Origin of the sequence: Fibrivirga algicola (genome assembly GCF_011742925.1) — a bacterium.
Classification (GTDB): domain Bacteria; phylum Bacteroidota; class Bacteroidia; order Cytophagales; family Spirosomataceae; genus Fibrella; species Fibrella algicola.
In genome coordinates this window covers 204658-225954 of the sequence record NZ_WAEL01000011.1, presented here as the reverse complement: position 1 = coordinate 225954, position 21297 = coordinate 204658, and the positions used below count along the sequence as shown (strand labels likewise).

General features: G+C 52.9%; 18 protein-coding genes. 6 read left to right on the top strand and 12 right to left on the bottom strand.

Translation table 11 applies throughout. The annotated features are described in order from the left end of the window. On the bottom strand, positions 1-2448 hold a 2448-nt coding region (locus tag F7231_RS24785), incomplete at its 3' end, for an SdrD B-like domain-containing protein (protein ID WP_166693923.1). Between the two features lie 476 nt (positions 2449-2924). Here F7231_RS24785 and F7231_RS24780 point away from each other — a divergent pair. Both F7231_RS24780 and F7231_RS24775 read left to right on the top strand, forming a co-directional pair. Continuing rightward, positions 2925-6014 (top strand): amidohydrolase family protein, encoded by a 3090-nt coding sequence (locus tag F7231_RS24780; RefSeq protein ID WP_166693922.1) that lies wholly within the window; start codon positions 2925-2927, stop codon positions 6012-6014. 87 nt (positions 6015-6101) lie between these two features. Continuing rightward, a complete protein-coding gene (locus F7231_RS24775) occupies positions 6102-7403 on the top strand; it encodes an amidohydrolase family protein (protein WP_166693921.1) in 1302 nt (433 codons plus the stop codon). A gap of 77 nt (positions 7404-7480) precedes the next feature. On the opposite strand, the gene ispF is transcribed toward F7231_RS24775, so the two are convergent. Next, positions 7481-7960, bottom strand: a complete 480-nt coding sequence (gene ispF / locus F7231_RS24770; protein ID WP_085413107.1) for a 2-C-methyl-D-erythritol 2,4-cyclodiphosphate synthase — start codon at positions 7958-7960, stop codon at positions 7481-7483. 172 nt (positions 7961-8132) lie between these two features. Further along, the gene (locus F7231_RS24765; protein WP_085413108.1) at positions 8133-9380 is read right to left on the bottom strand and encodes a M16 family metallopeptidase; all 1248 of its coding nucleotides are present in this window, start codon (positions 9378-9380) and stop codon (positions 8133-8135) included. Between the two features lie 143 nt (positions 9381-9523). Between F7231_RS24765 and F7231_RS24760 the strand changes: the two genes are divergently transcribed. After that, on the top strand, positions 9524-10630 hold the full coding sequence (locus F7231_RS24760; protein WP_166693920.1) for a tetratricopeptide repeat protein: 1107 nt from the start codon (positions 9524-9526) through the stop codon (positions 10628-10630). A 10-nt stretch (positions 10631-10640) separates the two neighbouring features. On the opposite strand, the gene F7231_RS24755 is transcribed toward F7231_RS24760, so the two are convergent. From F7231_RS24755 to F7231_RS24715, 9 genes are all read right to left on the bottom strand, one after another. Beyond that, on the bottom strand, positions 10641-10877 hold the full coding sequence (locus tag F7231_RS24755; protein ID WP_166693919.1) for a hypothetical protein: 237 nt from the start codon (positions 10875-10877) through the stop codon (positions 10641-10643). Between the two features lie 67 nt (positions 10878-10944). Continuing rightward, complete coding sequence (locus F7231_RS24750) at positions 10945-11538, bottom strand: bifunctional nuclease family protein (RefSeq protein WP_085413111.1); 594 nt, start codon at positions 11536-11538, stop codon at positions 10945-10947. A gap of 149 nt (positions 11539-11687) precedes the next feature. Continuing rightward, positions 11688-12896 (bottom strand): DUF3570 domain-containing protein, encoded by a 1209-nt coding sequence (locus F7231_RS24745; protein WP_166693918.1) that lies wholly within the window; start codon positions 12894-12896, stop codon positions 11688-11690. A gap of 27 nt (positions 12897-12923) precedes the next feature. Continuing rightward, a complete protein-coding gene (locus F7231_RS24740; protein ID WP_085413113.1) occupies positions 12924-13166 on the bottom strand; it encodes a DUF4266 domain-containing protein in 243 nt (80 codons plus the stop codon). Next, positions 13163-14122, bottom strand: a complete 960-nt coding sequence (locus F7231_RS24735; RefSeq protein ID WP_166693917.1) for an FAD:protein FMN transferase — start codon at positions 14120-14122, stop codon at positions 13163-13165. The genes F7231_RS24740 and F7231_RS24735 overlap by 4 nt, the downstream gene beginning before the upstream one ends. Further along, entirely contained in the window at positions 14097-14540 is a 444-nt protein-coding gene (locus tag F7231_RS24730) for a thioredoxin family protein (protein ID WP_166693916.1), read from the bottom strand. Before F7231_RS24730 ends, F7231_RS24735 begins: the two co-directional genes overlap by 26 nt. A gap of 34 nt (positions 14541-14574) precedes the next feature. Continuing rightward, a complete protein-coding gene (locus F7231_RS24725; protein ID WP_085413116.1) occupies positions 14575-15102 on the bottom strand; it encodes a Rieske 2Fe-2S domain-containing protein in 528 nt (175 codons plus the stop codon). 180 nt (positions 15103-15282) lie between these two features. Then, positions 15283-16245 carry an electron transfer flavoprotein subunit alpha/FixB family protein gene (locus F7231_RS24720; RefSeq protein WP_166693915.1) on the bottom strand — a complete coding sequence of 321 codons (963 nt, stop codon included), beginning with the start codon at positions 16243-16245 and terminating at the stop codon, positions 15283-15285. A gap of 106 nt (positions 16246-16351) precedes the next feature. Next, positions 16352-17089, bottom strand: a complete 738-nt coding sequence (locus F7231_RS24715) for an electron transfer flavoprotein subunit beta/FixA family protein (protein WP_085413118.1) — start codon at positions 17087-17089, stop codon at positions 16352-16354. Between the two features lie 185 nt (positions 17090-17274). Between F7231_RS24715 and F7231_RS24710 the strand changes: the two genes are divergently transcribed. The 3 genes from F7231_RS24710 (at position 17275) to F7231_RS24700 (ending at position 21268) form a co-directional block, all read left to right on the top strand. Then, complete coding sequence (locus tag F7231_RS24710) at positions 17275-17604, top strand: tetratricopeptide repeat protein (protein ID WP_085413119.1); 330 nt, start codon at positions 17275-17277, stop codon at positions 17602-17604. Between the two features lie 149 nt (positions 17605-17753). After that, positions 17754-18848, top strand: coding sequence for a catalase family protein (locus F7231_RS24705; protein WP_166693914.1), 1095 nt, complete (start codon positions 17754-17756; stop codon positions 18846-18848). Between the two features lie 122 nt (positions 18849-18970). Next, complete coding sequence (locus F7231_RS24700) at positions 18971-21268, top strand: FdhF/YdeP family oxidoreductase (RefSeq protein ID WP_166693913.1); 2298 nt, start codon at positions 18971-18973, stop codon at positions 21266-21268. Positions 21269-21297 lie beyond the last annotated feature (29 nt).

The window sequence follows — 21297 nt, the reverse complement described above, 5'->3', positions numbered from 1 at the left end:
ATCAATATAACCCGCATCATAGGTGAAGTTATTTTCACCGGCGTTGCCCAGTGTAAATGTTACTTGTCCCAGCGAACTGGCATCAGTGTCGATAGCGTCGCTATTAGTGCCCGTTGCTGAGTTTGGCTTGCCGCTCAGATTCAACGTACCTGCACTGGCACTTAGCGGAAAAGTCAGTGAGTAGCTACTTCCAGCGGTGAGACCGGTCAGGCTATACACAAAACCAGTAGCTGTTGTGCCTGAAGTTGAATTCGAGAAGTAGTACTCGCCGCTTGAATTTGTTGTCACCGATACACCCGCAGTCGGTAAGCCCGGTCCTTTCAGCAGTACCACTACGCCAGCTAGCGCCGGTTCGCCTGCATCCTGTATACCATTATTATTGGTGTCTTTCCAAACCCGGTTGCCAATCTGAATAGGTGACTGTTCGCAGATGATCTCAAGGTCGCCCAGACTGGCAGCCTTACCAAAAGTGGCTACCCGCTGAGGTTCAGTTAATCCGCCATCCTGAGCTAAGACCTGGTATTGGAAGTCGCTGGTCCCCGTTCTATTGTTAAAATAGCGAGCCCCGGCAGCTCTGAAGTTGGTAAACGGGTCGAAAGCTGTTGCAACGACTTCATTCATACCGGGCCATTGAGCAATACCGCCAACCAGAATCTCCTGGTGACCGCCGTCGGCTGTTGATGAGGTTGGGTCAGTATCTTTGCCTGTGGCATTATTAAGGTACATGTCCTGCCAATAAAATTCGCCACCCCCAGGACCCTGAGGAATTGACTGGTTGGTCGCGATGGTAGTTACAGTTGTCGGTACAATGCTATTGGCTGGGATATTGACTACCGAAGCGTTTGACTCGAGTTGATAGGTACCATCTAGTTTTCGCCCGGCCCGTAGTAAATCGCCAGCGGCTGTAGCCTCGTATACCAGCGTAGAGGAGGTCGTCGTAGAATAGTTGTTGTTACCGGCCTGGTGACCGAACCGGTCAAAGAAGCCAAGAATCATTTCACCATTGTTATCAAATTCGATATCTGATAATACAGGCTGTGGACAAACCGTCTGGTCATACCCCGTGCTTGTAAAGCTGCTTGGAATGTCGGTCCACTGATCGATCCAGGGCCTCCAGTTGGCTGTGGTAAACGAAGTACCTGTGCCTCCATCGAGCCCGCGCGACGTAACATAGCCGCGTGTGTAGTTCAGCGGGAAGGTTAACACCTGCGTAAAGTTGCTGGTAGCGCCTGCCGGATCGTGGGCGTACACATAAGCTTGCAGGTTACTGGCTGTGCCACCCGTTAACTCAGCAGAACAGACTGCTCCGACGTATACTTTGCCCCGATAGAACTTAGCCGCGAAGGGGCGAAGTACGCCATTCACGCACGAGGTGGTAGGTAAAATGTGCCTTGTATACGTTGTTGGTGCAACAGCTGGACTGCCAATGGGTAACTCAATCAATGACCTCTCCTTGAGGTTTATTACCCACAACGTCTTGTCATCATCAGAAATATCAATGTCCCCTAACGACATTTTGCCGACCTGGTCGAAGGCGGCTACGTCATAGTTGGGGGTAGTTTTATTAGTCGGTAAGGCGTTGGTTAGCGCCGTTGGAGCCGAAAGAGAAACACGGGGGGTGGTGCCAACATCGATACCCAAATTAGCCAGATTGACGAAGGGAGTAACGTTCGCCGAAGCACTTGTCGGGTTCGTCATCTTTATGGCATAAATCTGACCGGGGCCTCCAGTACCAAAACCAGAGTGCCGCTTCAGGAAAGCGGCGGCAAAGAGAAGATCACTGCTGCGGTGATAGGCCAGCCCCCAAGTTGCGCCAATGCTGCCTTTCGACAGGTACGTGTTGCGGCCAGTAGCAGCCCCGTCATACTGCCAACCAACCAGCCAGGGGTCCTGAGCGGGACTAGAAGTGCCACTGATCGCCGATGAAGCAACCGGGTCACCATTGGTATAGCAGGATGTCGCCAGGTATGGATTGGCTATACCGCAATAACTGGCCGGGTAGTTTATCCCAAAATTGACTCCGGTGGTGCCGCCGGTCACAAAGCGAACCCCAGACCTACTTTGAGTAGTAGCGGTGCCTGTGACTACAAAACCATCAAAATCACCCGTTATTACGTTGGTGAATTCGACTCGGAATTCGTTACTGCTACCAACTGCCAACGTGTACGACCCACTACTGTTTGTAGTGGTCGATATTGGGGCCACAGCCGAATTGGAACTATAGGCGGTAACAATTACCCCCGGCACCCCCGGCTCGCCGTACGTGTGTGTAGTAGAGGTTTGTACTGTATACGTGCCAGTCGCATTGAAGTCCCTGAAAACAGTACCCGAAATGCTTTGCGCGTGCACGAAGGCAGGCAGTAGCAGACCGAAGATCAGCAGGGTACAATAGCCTAACCACCTGGCACAGACTGAGGCCCAAGGGGAAAACAAGTAATTATTTTTCATGACCAGATCGTAACCAGCCCATGTTGGGCGGTAACGATCTGGATAAGACAATTATAGGGCCACACATGCATGAAAATACGCTTATTTATAATGGGATCAATTGCTGTTTTAATATTGTCTATTTGAATTGTATACTTATAATATATTGATAATCAGATATTTATATAGGTACTGTTTTGTTGGTTCGTATTTTTGCACCTGGTTAATAAGTAACTCAAAAAATACGCACACAGGCAGCTTAAGTGATGAGGCAGTAGGAGCGAAAGTGGCCTGTGTTGTCAAAAATTGTGCCAGCATCTATCATCGCTGGACTAGCGAACCCATAGATTGAGGGGATAAAAACATGAAAAAACAAAGTTTGTTTGGGTTCTGAGGGAGAATCCATCGATATATCGAGGTAGAAGCCCAAATAACAAGCGGTTCTTCCGCAACCAGAGCTATTTTTGACCCTTCAATCAAACAGAACACTCATCTACATGCGTAAACATCTCCTATTGCTCTTGTTGGCAGTCGGATTGGCACAGTCGGGGCTGGCACAAATCACCATTCCGCAAAATGGTGTCCACGACAATCGGCCAAATCTGTATGCATTCACTAATGCGACCATCGTGGTCGACCCACAAACCACCTTGCAAAATGCTACCCTCGTTGTTCGAAACGGACGCATAGAGGCCGTAGGAACCACCGTAACTATACCAGCCGGAGCCGTAGTCGCCAACTTGGCCGGACGACGCATTTACCCGGGCCTGATTGATCTTGACTCTGATTATGGCATGCCCGAAGTAGTTCGGGGAGCACCCGGACAAGGACGTGGCTTCGGCGGCGCTCCTCAGCTTGAAACCAACAAAAAAGGACCCTACTACTGGAACCAGGCCATTCAGCCTGAAAACGACGCCAGCCAGCTATTCAAAGCGGCGGGTCCCAAAGCTGATGAATTGCGTAAACTGGGCTTTGGTGCCGTACTGACGCACAACCACGACGGTATTGCCCGTGGTAGCGGCGCACTGGTAACGGTAGCCGATGACCGGGAGAACATGGTACTCCTGCGCAACGGACTGAGTCAGCACTTCTCATTCAGCAAAGGCACGTCAGGACAGTCGAACCCCAACTCGATAATGGGAACGGTGGCTGTCTTACGTCAAGCGCTGTACGATGCCGATTGGTTCAAGCGTTCGAAGCAAAAGCCACAGATGAACCTGTCGCTTGATGCCTTCAATCGCCTGGCCGGTGTTCCGGCTTTCTTCGAAGCAGGCGATAAACTGGGTATCCTCCGTGCCGACAATATTGGCGATGAGTTCAAGATGCAGTTCATCATCCGGGGTGGAGGCGACGAATACCAAAAAATTGATGAAGTGAAGGCAACGGGGGCTACCCTAATTGTGCCGGTAGCGTACCCACAGGCCTATGACGTGGAAGACGCCTGGGATGCCGATAACGTGTCGCTGGCCGAAATGAAACACTGGGAAATGGCCCCCGCCAATGCCGCCATGCTGGCCGCAGCGAACATTCCTTTCGTGCTGACCAGTTCAGGGTTGCGGAACCGATCCGAGTTTATGGCCAATGTGCGGAAAGCTATCGAACATGGCCTTACCGAACAGCAGGCACTGGAGGCACTGACCACCCGGCCAGCCAAACTGATCAAAGCCGATGACCTGCTGGGTACGCTGGCCGTTGGCAAAGTGGCCAACTTTGTGATCACGTCGGGCAATCTGTTTTCGGCCAACAACGTCATCTACGAAAACTGGATTCAGGGTAAGCAGTACGTGGTGACTAACCCAAACGTAGCAGATCTGCGGGGTACGTACGACCTGAAAATCGGTACAACCGGATCGCCGGACCGTCCAAACCTTAAACTGCTGGTAACGGGCGAGAACCCCGAGAAACCAACCTACCAGATAACCATCAGCGACAGTACGAAGCTAACGCCGATGGTGTCGGTTGATAACAACCTGATCTCGATGCGTGTAGCGCTGAACCGCCGCCAGCCCACGGCTATGACTCGCCTGACCGGCTACCGCGATGGTACCTCATTCCGGGGTGATGGCGAACAGCCGAACGGCCAGCCGGTAACCTGGTCGGCTACCCTAAGCAAGCCATATAGCGCTTCAATAGCCAAAGCCGATACCGCCCGTAAGCCACAACTGGGCGGTATGCTCTACCCGTTTGTGGGTATGGGTAATGCCCAAAAGCCACAGGCGCAGACTACACTGATTAAAAACGCGACTGTCTGGACGAACGAAGCCGCTGGTGTGCAGGCGAATATGGACGTGCTGGTGACGGATGGCAAGATCGTGCAGATTGGTAAGAACCTGCCAGCCCCTGCTAGCGGAAGCGTGATCGACGGGACGGGTAAACACCTGACCAACGGCATCATTGACGAACACTCACACATTGCTTTGGTATCGATTAACGAAGGGTCGCAGTCGAGCACGGCTGAGGTGCGGATGTCCGATGCCATCAACCCCGACGATGTCAACATCTACCGTCAACTGGCGGGTGGTGTCACGTCATCGCAGCTGCTCCACGGTTCGGCCAACGCCATTGGTGGTCAATCGGCTATCGTGAAGTTGAAGTGGGGCGAACCCGCGTCGAACATGCTCATCAAAGGTGCCGACGGGTTTATCAAGTTTGCCCTGGGCGAAAACGTAAAGCAGTCGAGTGCGCAGCCAGCCGGTCAGGTACGTTTCCCGGTAACCCGGATGGGCGTTGAGCAGGTGTACATGGATCACTTCATGCGCGCCAAGGAATACGCCAAAGCCTGGGCCGATTACAATGCGCAGGTAGCCGCGCCGACCAAAGGCAAAAAAGCAACTAACGCTTCCACACTGGAGATGCCGCGCCGGGATATTGAACTGGATGCCTTGTCGGAGATTCTGGCCAAAAAACGGTTCATCACCTGCCACTCCTATGTACAGTCGGAAATTAACATGCTGCTGAAAGTGGCCGATTCACTGGGCTTCAAGGTCAACACGTTTACCCACATTCTGGAAGGCTATAAAGTAGCCGACAAAATGGCGAAACACGGTGTTGGCGGTTCGTCGTTTGCCGACTGGTGGGCGTACAAAATGGAGGTGAAAGACGCGATTCCGTACAACGCAGCCCTGATGAGCCGCGAAGGCGTAACGGTGTCGATCAACTCGGATGATGCTGAAATGGCCCGTCGCCTGAATCAGGAAGCAGCCAAAACAGTATTGTATGGCGGTATGACGGAAGAAGACGCCTGGAAAATGGTGACACTCAACCCCGCTAAACTGCTTCACCTCGACAGCCGGATGGGTAGCATCAAAACGGGTAAAGACGCCGACCTGGTACTCTGGAATAACCACCCGCTATCGATCTACGCCCGTCCCGAGTTTACGATGATTGAGGGTGCTATCTACTACAGCCGCGAAAGCGACGACAAGAACCGCGTAACGATGGAAGCCGAGCGTGCCCGGTTGATCCAGAAAATGCTACAGGCTAAGTCAGGTGGTCAATCTACCGTGCGCCCTACCATGCGCCGTCAGCGGATGTGGCATTGCGAAGATGTTGAGGGTGTGTTCGCTGAAGGAGAGGAAAAGAACTAAAACAGATAAGCACAGAGACGCCGAGCGCACACAGAAAACCCAGTTTGTCTTTGTGTGCTCTGTGCCCCTGCGTTGAAAAAATAGACCATGAGACACATTCTTGTCACCCTACTTGCCCTAGCATCGCTTACGAGCTTTGGCCAGAATCCGGCTCCGGGACGTACCCAGGAGCGGCCGATTGCGCTGATGGGCGCAACCATTCATACAGGGACCGGCCAGGTTATTCAAAATGGCCTGATTACCTTCGATAAGGGCATCATCACCAATGTGGCTGATGCCAGCACGGTACGGCTGAACACCAACGAGATGCAGGTCATCGACGTATCGGGTAAGCACATTTATCCGGGCCTGATTTCCCCCGCTTCGCTGGTGGGGATGCAGGAAATCGCCTCCGTGCGCGCCACCGTCGACTCACGTGAAATCGGGGTGCTGAACCCAAACATACGGTCGCTGATCGCCTATGATTCCGACTCGGAGATCATCCCGACCATTCGCAACAATGGGGTGCTGTTAACACAGGCCATGCCAATGGGTGGTACGGTGTCGGGCTCCTCGTCAATCCTGTATGCCGATGGCTGGAACTGGGAAGATGCCGTTTTGCGGAAAGATGACGGTCTGTGGCTGAACTGGCCAGGCTACTACGCCCGTGAATTCGATTTCGAGACGTTCCAGGCCGCCATCCGGAAAAACGAACGCCGCGACGAAGCCATCCGTGGCTTGCAGGCCACCTTTGCCGAAGCGAAAGCATACGCCGATGGAGCAAGACCTGCGTCAGTAAATCTTCGCTTTGAGGCAATGAAGGGGCTTTTCAAAGGAACGCAAAACCTGTATGTCCGCGCCGATTACGCTAAGGATATCATCGAGGCAGTACGGTTTGCCAAGTCGGCGGGCGTAGTTAAGGTGGTCATCGTTGGGGCAGAAGATGCCAACAAAGTAGCGGGGTTCCTGAAAGAGAACAACGTACCTGTGATCTTGAGCGCGCTGCACCGCCTGCCCAACCGGCAGGACGAGCCAACCGATATGCCTTACCGCCTGCCTGGTATTCTACAGAAGGCCGGTGTGCTGGTTAGCCTGAGCTACGCCGAAGAGTGGTGGCGTACCCGTAACCTGCCGTTTCTGGCGGGTACGGCCGCGGGTTTTGGAGTGACCGATCGGGAAGAAGCCCTGAAGATGATCACGTCGAACACCGCCAAAATTCTGGGGATCGACGGTCAGGTGGGTACGTTGGAGGCGGGTAAGCACGCCACGCTCGTTGTCTCGAAAGGCGACCTGCTCGATATGCGCACCAACTTTGTGGAGCACGCCTTCATCCAGGGCCGCAAAGTCGATCTCGATGATAAGCACAAGCGCCTGTACAACAAGTTCAAGACCAAATACGGTCAGAAGTAAGTCGTAGAGCCGCATGCTTGCGGCTCCTCATGCGTCAGCAATCTATAAGTAGCCTGAGGAGCCGCAGAGATGCGGCTCTACTCTTTTGTGATCAGCGCCACGCAGAAACCGGCGATGCCTTCTTTCCGACCTACGAACCCCATGTGCTCCGAGGTGGTGGCTTTGATGGCAATGTCGTCGCTGGGTACGTTCATCACCTCGGCCAGGCAACTCACCATAGCCGGAATGTGCGGGTTGAGTTTTGGCTCCTGCAGCACCACCGTTACATCGACGTTGCCTACTTCCCAGCCTGCCTCGCGAATCATACGCATGACCTCAGCCAGGAGTACTTTACTGTCGACGCCTTTCCAGCGTGGGTCTTTGTCTGAGAAGTGATACCCGATGTTCCGCATATTGGCGGCCCCGAGTAGCGCATCGCAAATGACGTGGCAGATAATGTCAGCATCAGAATGACCGTAGGCACCGTGCGTGTGCGGAATCTGGATGCCTCCCAGCCAAAACGGATGACCCTCTACGAGTTTATGGACATCGTAGCCTTGTCCAACGCGAATTTTCATGAATGAGTACTAAGCGTAGTTAAGTGAGTCTGAACGGCATCGATGAAAGCTAGTGCAGCCTGTAAACCAGCCTCAGCATCGGCCTGCGTAAAAAGCACATCGACGCTGAGACTGAACCCGCGATTGAGCAATTATGAACGGGTTAAAGATCTGAGTTGCTGTACGATTGGTATCAGGCGGCGGCTTCGGCACGTCGGTAATACAATGTCGAGCTATTTTCGGGACGGAGAATCTGACGGGCTGCCGTCTGAATGGCGTCGGGTGTAACGGCCTGAATTTTCTCGGTTTCCTGATTCACTAGTTCGGGGTCGCCTGCGTTGGCAGCGAAGGCCAGGTTCATGGCCCGGTTTAGTAGTTCTACTTCCGAAAACGCCAACGTCGATTCGGCCTGATTCTTCACCTTCGTTAGCTCCTCGTCGGGTACGTAGTTGTCGATTACTTCCTGCAACACGGTCTGCACGGCGGCATCGGCCTCTTCCAGCGTGACGCCTTCATTCAACGTCCCCTGAACCAGCAATAGACCCGGGTCGATCGACGAGGTTATGTAGGCTCCTACGTTACTGAACAGTGACTGCTCTTTCAATAATTTCTGGTACAGGCGCGACGATTTACTGCGACCCAGCAGATCGCTGAGCAGGTCGGCTTCGGCAAAGCCCGCATCAAACCGGCCAGGCATGTGATAGGCCTTATAAAGTGCATTCAGGGGTACATCGGCGGTAGTCTCGGCAAAGCGGGCGGTAGTTTGGCGCGCTTCGGCAGGCAGGCTACGGATGTAATCTTTCCCGGCCGGGATTGGCTCGAACCACTTCCGGCAAAGCTGCTTCACCTGCTCGGCAGTCACGTTACCGGCAACGACCAGAATGGCGTTGTTGGGCAGGTAGTACTTGTAGAAAAAGGATTTTACATCATCGAGCACCGCATTTTCGATATGACTGATGTCTTTGCCAATGGTGGCCCAGCGGTAGGGATGCTGTTGGTAAGCGAGCGGACGGAGTTTCAGCCAGACGTCGCCGTAGGGTTGGTTCAAATACCGCTGGTTAAACTCTTCGATCACCACTTTCTGCTGTACGTCGAGCACCTGCTGATCGAACGAGAGACTCAGCATCCGGTCAGACTCGAGCCAGAACGCCGTTTCAAGGTTGGCCGACGGCAGGGTAATGTAGTAATTGGTTATGTCGGGGCTGGTAAATGCGTTGTTTTCGCCACCTACCCGTTGCAGAGGTTCGTCATAGCTCGGAATATGCTTTGACCCGCCAAACATCAGGTGCTCGAACAAGTGCGCGAAACCCGTCCGGTTAGGGTCTTCGTCGCGTGAACCAACGTTATAAAGAATATTGACGGCGGCCATTGGTGTGCTGGCATCCTCGTGGACGAATACCTTGAGGCCGTTATCTAAAACAAATTGAGTATATTGAATCATCGAAAATGGTTCGCAAAAGCCGTTATACAGGCTATAAACAAAAGTACACTGTCAGGCGCAGATAGCCATCGCAACTGGTCATCGTGGACCGACAATAAACCATTGACCGTTAAAAACAGTCATACTGGAGTTACTACCTCTTTATGAAACGCATCCTGTTAGTACTTCTGTTCGTTGTTGCTCCTTTTATTGCCCCCGCCCAAATTCTGACTGATCCAGCCGGTCAACAAACGGTAGCTAAAGCACTCAACCATATTTACAATTACGAGTTTGCCGAGGCGGCTCCCTACATCCGTCAAGTTCAAACGAAATATCCGCAAAGTCCGATTGTTCCCGTGTTGCGCGCACTAACGCTTCAATGGCAATACCTGCCTATCAGTGAAAGCCGCACCGTGACTGACCAGTATGTGAAGCAGGTCGAGCTGGCGATTCAGGGTGTCGAAAAGATGATCGACAAAAAGAAAAATGACCCTGAGGCGATCTTCCTGGGGTTAACGGCGCATGGCTACATGTCGATGAAACACAATTTCGATAATGAGACGATGAAAGCCGTCAGTGAATCGCGAAAGGCATATGTCTACATGAAAGACGGATTTGATCTGCTGGATGAAAACGTTGAGTTCTATTTCTCAACGGGTCTTTACAATTATTATGTTGAACGCTACCCGATGGATCATCCGGCGGTGAAGCCCTTTATGTTTTTCTTCAAAGGAGGCGACATCTCCCTGGGATTGAAACAAATGGAGGTGTCGGCCAGGCGGGCATTGTTTACCCGGCCTGAAGCCAACCTGTATCTGGCGCACATTTATGTGAAGCATGAGACGAACTTTCCAAAGGCGGTTGAGCACCTCGATTTCCTGGTTGATAACTACCCGAAGAACCCAATTTTCATGCTCAGGTACGTAGAGGCACTGCTATTGGCGGGGCGGTATACCGAGGGGCAGGCGGCGCTGCAAAAGCTGAAAAAGATGCAGCATAAGTTACTGCCGGCGGCAATTTATACATTCGAAGGAATGCTGGCAGAGCGTCACAGCAAGAATGATTCACTGGCCACATCAGCCTATCAGGCAGCCTTGAAACAGCCGGTGAACATTGCCTACACGCAGGAAGAGCATGGTTTAGCCTACGCTGGGCTGGCCCGGATTGCGGCCCGCGCCAACAACCGAACCCAGGCAAAGGAATACTACAAAAAGGCGCTGGAGGTAGCCGAGTACAAGTTCGTTATTCGGGAGGCTAAGGCGTACAAATAACGACTGCTCACTAAAGGCCTAGTTCGTTCTCGTCAAGGCCGTGATCCCGCGCCGAAAATTTCATGATCTCCAGTACTTCGCGGTAACTGAAAAGCCGTCCGCTCAGGTAATCCTGTTCGTTGGGTTCAGCATACACCTTCTTGCCCTGCAAATCGCGGATGTTCTCGTGAAGGGAGATAATTACGTCATGAAAAAACTCGGTGAATCGTTCGGGAGCGGAGGATAGACGTGGAAAAGCGAAAGCCATTACGCCACTAACCAGCCAGTAGCTGATGAATACGTAATGGCTTTCACCCTATGAAACAGGTTGAAATCTAATTTCTTTTGCTGATCTCGTCGCGAATTTTGGCGGCGCGCTCGTACTCTTCGTTGCCAAGGGCTTCGTCGAGCATCTTCTGCAACTCGTCGACGGTCATGTCTTTCAACTGCTCGCTGAAGGCGCGTGGTGACCGGCTCGAAGTACGTACCAGTTCTTCCTGTTCTTCCTCTTCCTCATCGGCCGAGGCGGTAATGCCCGCTTCAGAAAGAATGGTTTCGTAGGTGAAGATAGATACGCCAAAACGGATACCAATGGCGATGGCATCAGACGGACGGGCATCGACTACCGTTTCCTGCACGCCGTCTGAGCAAACGATACGGGCAAAGAAAATGCCTTCGCGCAGATCAGAAATCACGATCTCGCGCACCGTAAACCCGAAGTTCTTGGCAAACTGCTTGAACAGATCATGAGTCATAGGCCTGTTCGGCACAATCTTCTCAATCTCGATGGCAATGGCCTGTGCCTCGAACATACCAATAATGATCGGTAAACGACGATTACCGTATTCTTCACCTAGTACCAGCGCAAACGAACCCGACTGCGATTGACTCGGCGATAAGCCTAATATCTCTAACTTAATTTTTTCCACGACGCAAAATTAACTGATAGCAGCCTTGTTTGTTCGGTTATTGATGGGATAATCGGACCGTTTGTTCGACAAATCAAGTCACGAAGGCCGGATAACGTACCTGGCCAGCTGACTTCACCACCCAAAAAAAGCTAAAATCAGCCAAAAAGCTACTTCACCTTCACCAGCAAAGTAATGATGTTAGCGGTCATGCCCGTACTGCGCAGGTAGTGGCCATAGCGTAGTTCAAGTGCATTCCAGCCGCGAACACCCATGATGCCGCCCGGTGGCGCATAGCGGACCCCGGAGCCTACAAATTGGGTGGTCATGTTACCAATGTCGTAATCGCTGGTGTAATAGGTCTGGGTTGGACTATGCTGGCCGTAAGGATGAAAATAACGGACCGCCGTTTGGGTATGAAACCGATAAAATGGGCTCACAGACAGAAAGGGGGTCAGCTTTACCGGCACTTCAACACTGGCCGTGTGGGCTACCATGCCCCAGTCATCCAGGTAGAACCGGTAGAACGTTCGGAGAATTGCCCGGTCGCCTTCAAAGTAGTTGGCGCGCAGACTAATCGGAAATTTCAGGCGGGTGCCGGGAAGTTTTTCGGTCGTTACTGCCCCGTTGGTGAAATACACGCGGTGAAACGGCGTACTCAGCAAGCCATCCTGATACGAGGGCTCTGCGGTAGCCAGCATCTGCAACCTTTTGTTTACGACCTGCGATACCGACAGGGCCAGATTGAACGAATTTCGGGGTTTGCTGTCTACTCGAACCCGATCGCCATGAGAGCCCGATCCGTAGTAAGACGGTCGAAGCTCCGATGGGAGAATGGCGTCGTAGGTGTCCAGAAATGCACTGGCGCGAAGACTTACCTCGCGGTTCCGGTCGGCCGAAAGTTTGGCGAATTGCGCCGTGAACCCGTGCGATCGATAATCATACTCTGTTGAATACGAGTACCCTAAGCCTTTGGTGATCCGGCTTTTGGGGTCGAATACCCGCCATGACACGGACGGGTAGATGTGTACATCGCTTTTTGAGGCCGATGATACCGTCAGCGGATCAATATTATCCGATGAAGCTGAGGTGTAGGCGTCGATGTTGACATCGATGTTGAACGTGTGCAGCCGCCCGTATCGATCCGTTTTCGATAATGTTAGGTCGAACGAATTGGCGAAGTCGGTGAGCTTTTCGGTACCGATCCCCCCCGTCACGGCCGATTTATTGCCATCCTGACTGTAGTAACTGGAAACGAAATTGATCTCTTCCACTTTTAGCGGGCGAGCTTCGTACAACGAGCCCGCTTCGGGTTTCGACTGAGCCCAGGCAGTAGCAAAAGAGAGTAACGTGGCGACGGTGAATACGATTTTTTTCATGAAGTGACAGCGGGGGAAAGAGTCGTTTTAGTTACAGCCACAGCCACCGCTGCTCTTACCACCGCTAGCGCCCGACGGCCCTTCCCGGTAGAGGTAGAAACTGCCCTCGAATTTCTCTGATTTGCGGTTCGCCAACTCCATCTCCGAATCGTTGATCCGGTTCTTTTGATACTCTTTCACCGAAACGCAGGACGCTACCGATACCAGCAGCGCACAAATGAAAATGACCGATAGTGCCGTGGGTAGGCAGCGTTTTATGAATGATTTCATTGATGTAAACGAATATTTTTTGACGTAAACAGTCGGTCGTGGTCGTCGATCAGGATGCAGCCGACCTGCGGCATCTGGTCAATCAGGTGCAGGCCTACGCTTCGGCCCATGACCATGACCGGCGTGGCCAGGGCATCGGCAAGCTCGGCGTTAGGCGCCAGAATCGTTACGCTTTTCAAGCCCGTTACCGGATAGCCTGTTCGTGGGTCGATGGTATGGCTGTAGCGTTTGCCTCCAATCAGCACGTATTTCTCATAATCACCCGATGTTGCCACGGCAAACCCGCTGATCGAGAGTGTCGAAAAAGCAGTTTGGCGCGTATTTGGGTCCGCAATGCCGATGGTCCAGGGGGTGCCGTTCGGTTGCATTCCCCAGGCCGTCAGATCACCTGCTGCGTTCACAACACCCGACGTGATGCCCAACTGAGCCATAACGTACCTGGCGCGTTCGGCCGCGTAGCCCTTGCCAATACCCCCAAAGCCAAGGCGCATGCCCTTCTCCCGGAGAAAAACGCTGTGATCGGCTTCGTTCAGGAGCACGTTCCGGTAGTTGATCAGCTGCACCGATTGCCGGGCCGTTTCGCGGTCGGGGAGGGTAGTCATGCTCGTGTCGAAATTCCAGAGCCGCTGATCAATCGAGCCGTAGGTGATGTCAAACGCCCCCTGTGTCAGGGCCGAGAGCTTTAATGACCGACCAATGAGAGCAAACACTTCCTGGTCAACCATCACCGGGGCAATACCCGCCTGCGCATTGATCTGGTTAGTTTGGCTGTCGGGATTAAACGTTGTCAGCAGCGTTTCAATCCGGCTTACCTCATCAACGGCGGCATCGATGCAGGTCTCGGCAAAATCTGCGTCGGGCGTTACCGCGCTGATTTCGAATCGGTTGCCCATCAGCCGCATCACCTTTTTATGCAGCTGACCAGACGGATCAGTGAGCAGCGACGTGCTGGGCATCGATCTGATTGACGAGAGATTGGGCCGTAAGCGTAGCCGGATAGCCAACCCAATGGGTCAATTCCTTGCCGGAATCGTCGATCAGGACGGTGAGCGGAAACTGTCCCTCCGGATTATACCGTTCGGCCAGGCTTTCGTTATGGGTGGTCTGTTGCTGGCTCAACTGGTTCTTTTTCGAGCGGGGAAAATCGGCGCGAACCAGTACCAGGTTTTTGTCGGCGTAGGTCAGAAACACGTCTGATTCAAACACCTCTTTTTTGAGTTTGATGCAGGGCCCACACCAGTCAGAGCCTGAAAAATTGAGCAGAATAAGCTTATGATTGGTCTTGGCCTCTGTTTTGGCCTGTTCCATATTTAGCTGCCACTGCGGTGCTTTGGTCATGCCCAGGATCAGCAGGAAAGCAAGTAGGGATTTCATAGGTAAAAATTGGCGGTTCGGAGGAAAACAAAGACTAGCTATAGACAACCAGCGTGGTGCCGTCGGTAATGACTTTGTAGGCGGTAATTCCGCGACCGGCAAGGCTGTTTCTGCCGGTCCCGTCGATGTTGAACTGAGCGCCATGGGCTGTGCAGTAAAACACGCTGCCGCTGTAGATGACCTGTCGCTTGGGCTCGTGGCTACAAGTCTGTGTCACAGCCGCATAGGAAGTTGCACTCACCTTGGCTACCACAATGCCGCTTGAAACAAGGTACCCGCCAACATTTTTCAGGGCGGTTGCTGTAGCGAGGTTGATTTTAAGCAAGGGGTTTTTCACGCCAAGTACATCCGTTGAAGACGCTGTGGTGCTGGTTGGCGTACTAACCGACGTACTGGTCGACGACGTTACTGTTGTGCCATTTGGGCCGGTAACTGGCTGGCCTTGCGCGTTTAGTGTCAGTGCAGGTACGTAGGTATCTTCTTCGTGCACACAGGATGTGAGTACGGCCATCAAGGCCGCGCCCCGAAAGCCGAGGTTCTTAAGAAATGTGTAGCGATTCATAGGGTATACAAGCTGCGCCGGTTATACACGATGTTACGCACCATCTGCCTGGTTTGTTGCTTGACAGAACATTAAATAGTGATAAAAAAAGGCCTGCTTACCAAACGTCATGGTAAGCAGGCCTTTTTGACGAGCAGCTAAGCGGCTAAGCTCAGACTGAAGTACGTCAGTATGTGAGGCTTACAAGGCCTGAACAGCCTTCGTCAGCTTGGGCAGAATCTCAAACACATCGCCCACGATACCGTAGTCAGCCGATTTGAAGAACGGCGCATCTGGGTCTTTATTGATCACCACGATCACCTTCGACGAGTTTACGCCCGCTAGGTGCTGAATGGCTCCTGAGATACCGGCAGCGATGTACAGGTTCGGGCTTACCTTGATACCCGTCTGACCAACGTGCTCATGGTGAGGGCGCCAATCGAGATCCGACACGGGTTTCGAGCAGGCGGTAGCCGCATGCAGCGCTTTCGCTAAGTCTTCAACGATGCCCCAGTTTTCTGGACCTTTCAACCCGCGCCCAGCTGAGACAACGAGGTCGGCTTCAGGCAGCAGAATGTCTCCGGTTGCTTTCTCCGTGTTAGTCACTTTGAGCACAAAATCGCTGTCAGCAACGGTCGGGGTGAATCCTTCTACGCTGGCTGTGGCGTCAGTTTCTTCGGGCGCAATGGTGTTTTTCTTGATCGCCAGAATTTTTACATCGGCTTTCAATTCATTGTAGGCAAAGGCTTTACCCGTATAGATGCTGGTCTTCACACGGAAACCGCTGCTCAGGTCGGGTAAGTCGATCACGTTCGGCGCCAGACCTGCTTTCAGCTTGCCAGCCAGACGTGCAGCCATCGCGTCGCCCAGCGACGATTTAGCCAGCACTACTACTTTTGCGCCTTCCTGTTGGGCGGCGGCGGCCACCACCGAGGCATAAGCCATACCGTTTACTTCGTTCAGTTTGCTGTCGGCGGCGTGCAGCACCTTCGTGGCACCAAATCGGCCTGCCGTGGCAAGCTCGCCCTGATCGGCCGCACCGATTACGATCGCCGTCGCCGACGTACCCAGCATACCAGCTACTTTAGAGCCGTAGAAAATGGCCTCCTGTGAGGACTTTTTGAGCTTCCCTTCGTCGAGTTCAGCAAAGATTAGGACAGACATAAAAAGGTTGGTGTTTACTGTTTGACGTTCGATGTTGTTTTGCCTGACGTTGCGCGTCCTATTGCCGTGCAACGTCAACCTGTTACCCTCAAACCTCAACCATCTATTAGATGACTTTCGCTTCGGTGCGGAGGAGCGTGATAAGCGTCTCTGCTTCGTCGGCGGGGATCATTTTAACACTGCCGCGAGGGGCAGGCATTTCGTAGCTGGCTACAGCCGTGAGCGAATCCTGACCGGCGGGCTGAACAATTTTCAGTGGCTTGGTCCGGGCCGTCATGATACCGCGCATGTTCGGGATTTTCCATTCAGCAATTGGCTCCTGACAACCCAGTACCAGCGGCAACTGGGCCTCCAGGTCTTCTTTGCCACCCTCAATTTCGCGGGTCATCTTGGCCGTGTTACCGTCGATGTCGAGCTTCATAACCGGCGAGATTGAAGGTATACCCAACATTTCGCCCACGATACCATGCACCTGTCCACCGTTATAATCGATCGACTCGCGACCCATCAGAATCAGGTCATACTGCGTTTCCTTAGCGATAGCGGCGATTTGCTCGGCCACGAAGTAAGCGTCGATTGGCTCGGCGTTGACCCGGATGGCATCGTCGGCACCAATGGCCAGGCACTTGCGGATTACCGGCTCGGCATCAGCTTCACCCACGTTGAACACCGTTACCGATGCACCCAATTTCTCTTTCAGCTCAACGGCCCGTGCCAGCGCATAGTCGTCGTAGGGGCCGGTGATGAACTGCACCCCTGCTTTATTGAACTTGGTGTTATTATCGGTGAACGTAATTTTGGTCGTTGTGTCGGGTACACTCGTGACGCAAACTAAGATTTTCATAGACTGTAGTTTAGTTTGATGTTTTGCGTTTGATGTTTGATGTGGCGTTGCGGAAACGAAGAGGTTGTGCGATAGCGGCACAACAGCAAACGTCAAACGCAAAACATCAAACGCACCTTCATTGCTGCGAAATTACGCATGATCACTTAAATAGTATGCATGCATACTACTTTTCTTACTAACTCATGAATCAGGAACGTATCCAACAACTCCTTCAGTTTGTCCAAGATGAACCCGGCGAACCCTTTAATGTTTATGCCCTCGGCATGGAATACCTGACGGAGAACCCCAGTCAGGCACAGCACTACTTCGAGCGGCTGCTCACTGACCACCCGCAGTACCTGCCTACGTACTACCACGCCGCTCAACTCTACGTTGATCTGGGGAACCGTGCTAAAGCCGCTGAACTCTACGATTTTGGGCTGCTGCTGGCCAAGCAGCAAGGCAACGTGAAAACCTTCGATGAGTTGAACCGCGCCTTCCGCTCTTTCAAAGACGATGAAGACGATTTGTAGCGTGTAGGCTCAGGTACGTTGCTGGTACGTTTTGGCCGACTTGTTTTCCTAGTAACTGTACTGGGACAAAGCTTTTTTCTGCCCCTTGTAGCGGGAAATAAAACATTGAAGGCTTCGTCAGGTTTGCCCTAAAACGAAAAAACAGACCAATGAAACAGGCTCCTGACGATTTTAAGCCATTGCCATACAGCCCATCGTATGAACAACCGGCTCCCGACGAAGCAGAAACCATCCAGGAAATCATTGCTACAATGGCAGAGATTCAGCAGAAAACCTATAAGTCGCAGGGCCATGCTATACGCAGTGTGCACGCCAAAAGTCATGCGCTGCTGAAGGGTGAACTGCAGGTGTATGATAACTTGCCTCCTTACCTCGCGCAGGGGCTTTTTGCCAAGCCCGGCACGTACCCGATTGTGGCCCGTATTTCCACGCAACCGGGTGATGTATTGCCCGACAGCGTATCGACGCCCCGTGGTATTTCCTTCAAGGTGTCGGGCGTGGAAGGCGAGCGCCTGCCGGGTTCAGATGAGCAGGATACGCAGGATTTTATTCTGGTAAATAGCCCTGTTTTCCCGAAAAAGCTAAAAGAATTCCTAAGCGGTTTAAAGCAATTCGATGCGCTGACGAACAAAGCCGAGGGCTTCAAAGAAGGGCTTTCCAAGGTGCTTCGGGCTGCCGGTGAAGTGGTTGAAAAAGTGACTGGTTCTGATGCGGGCGTAATGGCCGGTATGGGCGGGCAACTCGCCACGCACCCCATGGGCGACACCTACTACTCGCAGGTGGCTTTTTTATACGGTGATTACATGGCCAAGTTCTCTCTGACGCCAGTAACGTCTAACCTGACATCACTCAAAGACAAATCCATCGATATCGACAGTGACGATTACGCCCTGCGCCACTTATTGCAGGAATTTTTTGCCGGTAATGGTGGCGAGTGGGAACTGGGCGTTCAGCTATCGACCGATATTGAAAAAATGCCGGTAGAGGACGCGTCGGTAGAATGGCCGGAAGAAGAAAGTCCTTACCTCACCGTTGGCAAGGTTACCATATCGCCCCAAATAGGCTGGTCAGACGAAAAATCGGCGGTGGTAGACGACAAGATGTATTTCAGCCCCTGGCATGGACTGGCCGCTCACCGTCCGCTGGGCGTCATTCAGCGGGCACGTCAGGCGACCTATAAAGCATCAGCCGATTTCCGCCGGAATATGTACGGTAAATCAGCGGATCCGGCAGATGTGAAGTAAGATCAGTGTGCTCACTCAGTGTAGGACGTTCTACAGAAGGTCAACCGCCAGAAGTTTCTTTTAGTGACCCTCTGGCGGTTGTGCGTGTCTGCCCGACGATCACCATTTTTCGTAACAAACGTATGAATCAGAATACCCCACCGGAAGAATTTACTGGTGATCTGGAACTAGGCAAACCCAAAACAGAAGCGGCCGGTATGACGGCCATTGCCAAATCGTTTGAGCATGTGTTGCGCGGCACGGGCGTTGGTCGTGGCTGGAAGGCCCTTGTCAATCTGAATCAGAAAGACGGGTTCGATTGCCCTTCCTGCGCCTGGCCTGACCCTGATGGGAAGCGCTCGGCTATTGCTGAGTATTGCGAGAGCGGGGCCAAAGCGGTAGCCGATGAGGTCATGACCAAACATACAGCTTCGCCCGTGCTGTTTCAGCGGTACTCGGTGGCTGACCTGCTGGAAAAAAGCGACCTCTGGCTAGGGCAGCAGGGCCGATTGACCCAGCCCATGATTCTAAGGCCCGGAGCCACCCACTACGTACCGATCGAGTGGCCCGACGCCTTTCAGCTCATTGCCGATCAACTCAACGCGCTCGACTCACCGAACGAGGCCATTTTCTACACCTCGGGCCGAACCAGCAACGAAGCCGCTTACCTCTACCAGCTCTTTGTGAAGATGTTCGGGACCAATAATATGCCCGACTGTTCCAACATGTGCCATGAATCGACCACCGTTGCCTTGACGGAGACGCTAGGATTGGGGAAAGCAACGGTGACATACGAGGATTACGAAGCCGCCGACGTAGTGATGATTATGGGGCAGAATCCGGGTACGACGGCTCCCCGAATGCTGACGCCGATGGAGAAGATGAAGCGCAACGGCGGGAAGATCATCGCCGTCAATCCGTTGCACGAAGCAGGACTGCTGGCGTTCAAATACCCGCAAAGTCCGCGCGATATGCTGTTGGGCGGCGAAAAACTGACCGACGTATTTCTGCAGGTACGTATCAACTCCGATCTGGCGCTGCTGAAGGCTATGTGTAAGCTGTTGCTCGAAGAAGAGAAAAAGGCGCCGGGAAAGGTGCTCGATAAGCACTTCATTGACACGTACACATCGGGCTATGAGGACTTTGTAAAAAGTCTTGACCATTTCGATCTCAATGATCTGGCCGCTCAGTGTGGGCTAACGGTGGCTCAGATTCAGGAAGCCGTCGATCTGTTCAAATACACGCCCAAACTGGTAATCATTTGGGCAATGGGGTTGACGCAGCATAAAAACGGCGTTGCCACCATCAGTGAGCTCATTAATCTGCTGTTGCTGAAAGGGAGTATCGGCATCAAAGGGGGAGGAGCCAGCCCCATTCGCGGACACAGCAACGTGCAGGGTGACCGAACGATGGGTGTGTATGAAAAACCGAAACCCGAACTGCTGGCAGCACTGGAAAAGGAATTCAAGTTTACCCCGCCTCACGAGCATGGCTACGATGCCGTGGCCGCAGTGAAGGCCATGCATGAAGGGAAAGCCAAAGTCTTCTTCGGACTGGGTGGCAATTTCGCGATGGCCGTATCCGATACGAATTACACGGGTGAGGCACTTCGGCGGTGCAAACTGACCGTGCACGTATCGACCAAACTGAACCGGAGCCACCTGATTCACGGCGAAACTGCGCTGATTCTACCCTGTCTGGGTCGTACCGATCAGGATGTGCAGGCAACCGGGCCGCAATTTGTTAGTTGCGAAAGCACCACCGGCGTAGTGGCACAGTCGCACGGGGTAGTGGAGGCGGTTTCCCCCCATCTGAAAAGCGAGGTGGCCATTGTGGCTGGGCTGGCTAAAGCCACGCTGAACGGGAGGTCGACCGTAGATTGGGATAGTCTGACGGCCGATTATGACCGGATCCGCGAACTCATCGCTAAAACCGTCGACGGGTTTGAGAGCTACAACGAGAAGGTGCGCAAGCCGGGCGGATTTTACATTCCCAACGGCCCCCGCCAACGGGACTTCGCCAAAACCAGTGACGGGAAAGCGCAGTTTACGGTCAACGTACCCACGCGTCATGAGCTACAAACGGGTAACCTGCTGTTGATGACCATTCGCAGTCAGGATCAGTTCAACACAACCGTTTATGCGAATGACGATCGCTACCGGGGTGTCTACAATGAACGCCGGGTGGTCTTTATGCATGCCGACGACATCGCCAATCTGGGTTTACAGGAAAAACAGGTGGTTGATATGCACAGCACGTATGATGGCATGACCCGCACCGCCCATCGTTTCATTGTGGTGCCCTACGACATTCCCCGTGGCTGCGTAGCCGCTTATTATCCGGAAACCAATGTGCTCGTGCCCATCGATCAGATGGCAGAAAAAAGCAATACGCCTATATCCAAATCAATTGTGGTCACGATAACGCCGACAAACGAGTAGTCGTAGTGCTGATTTTGATAGGGTAAGTG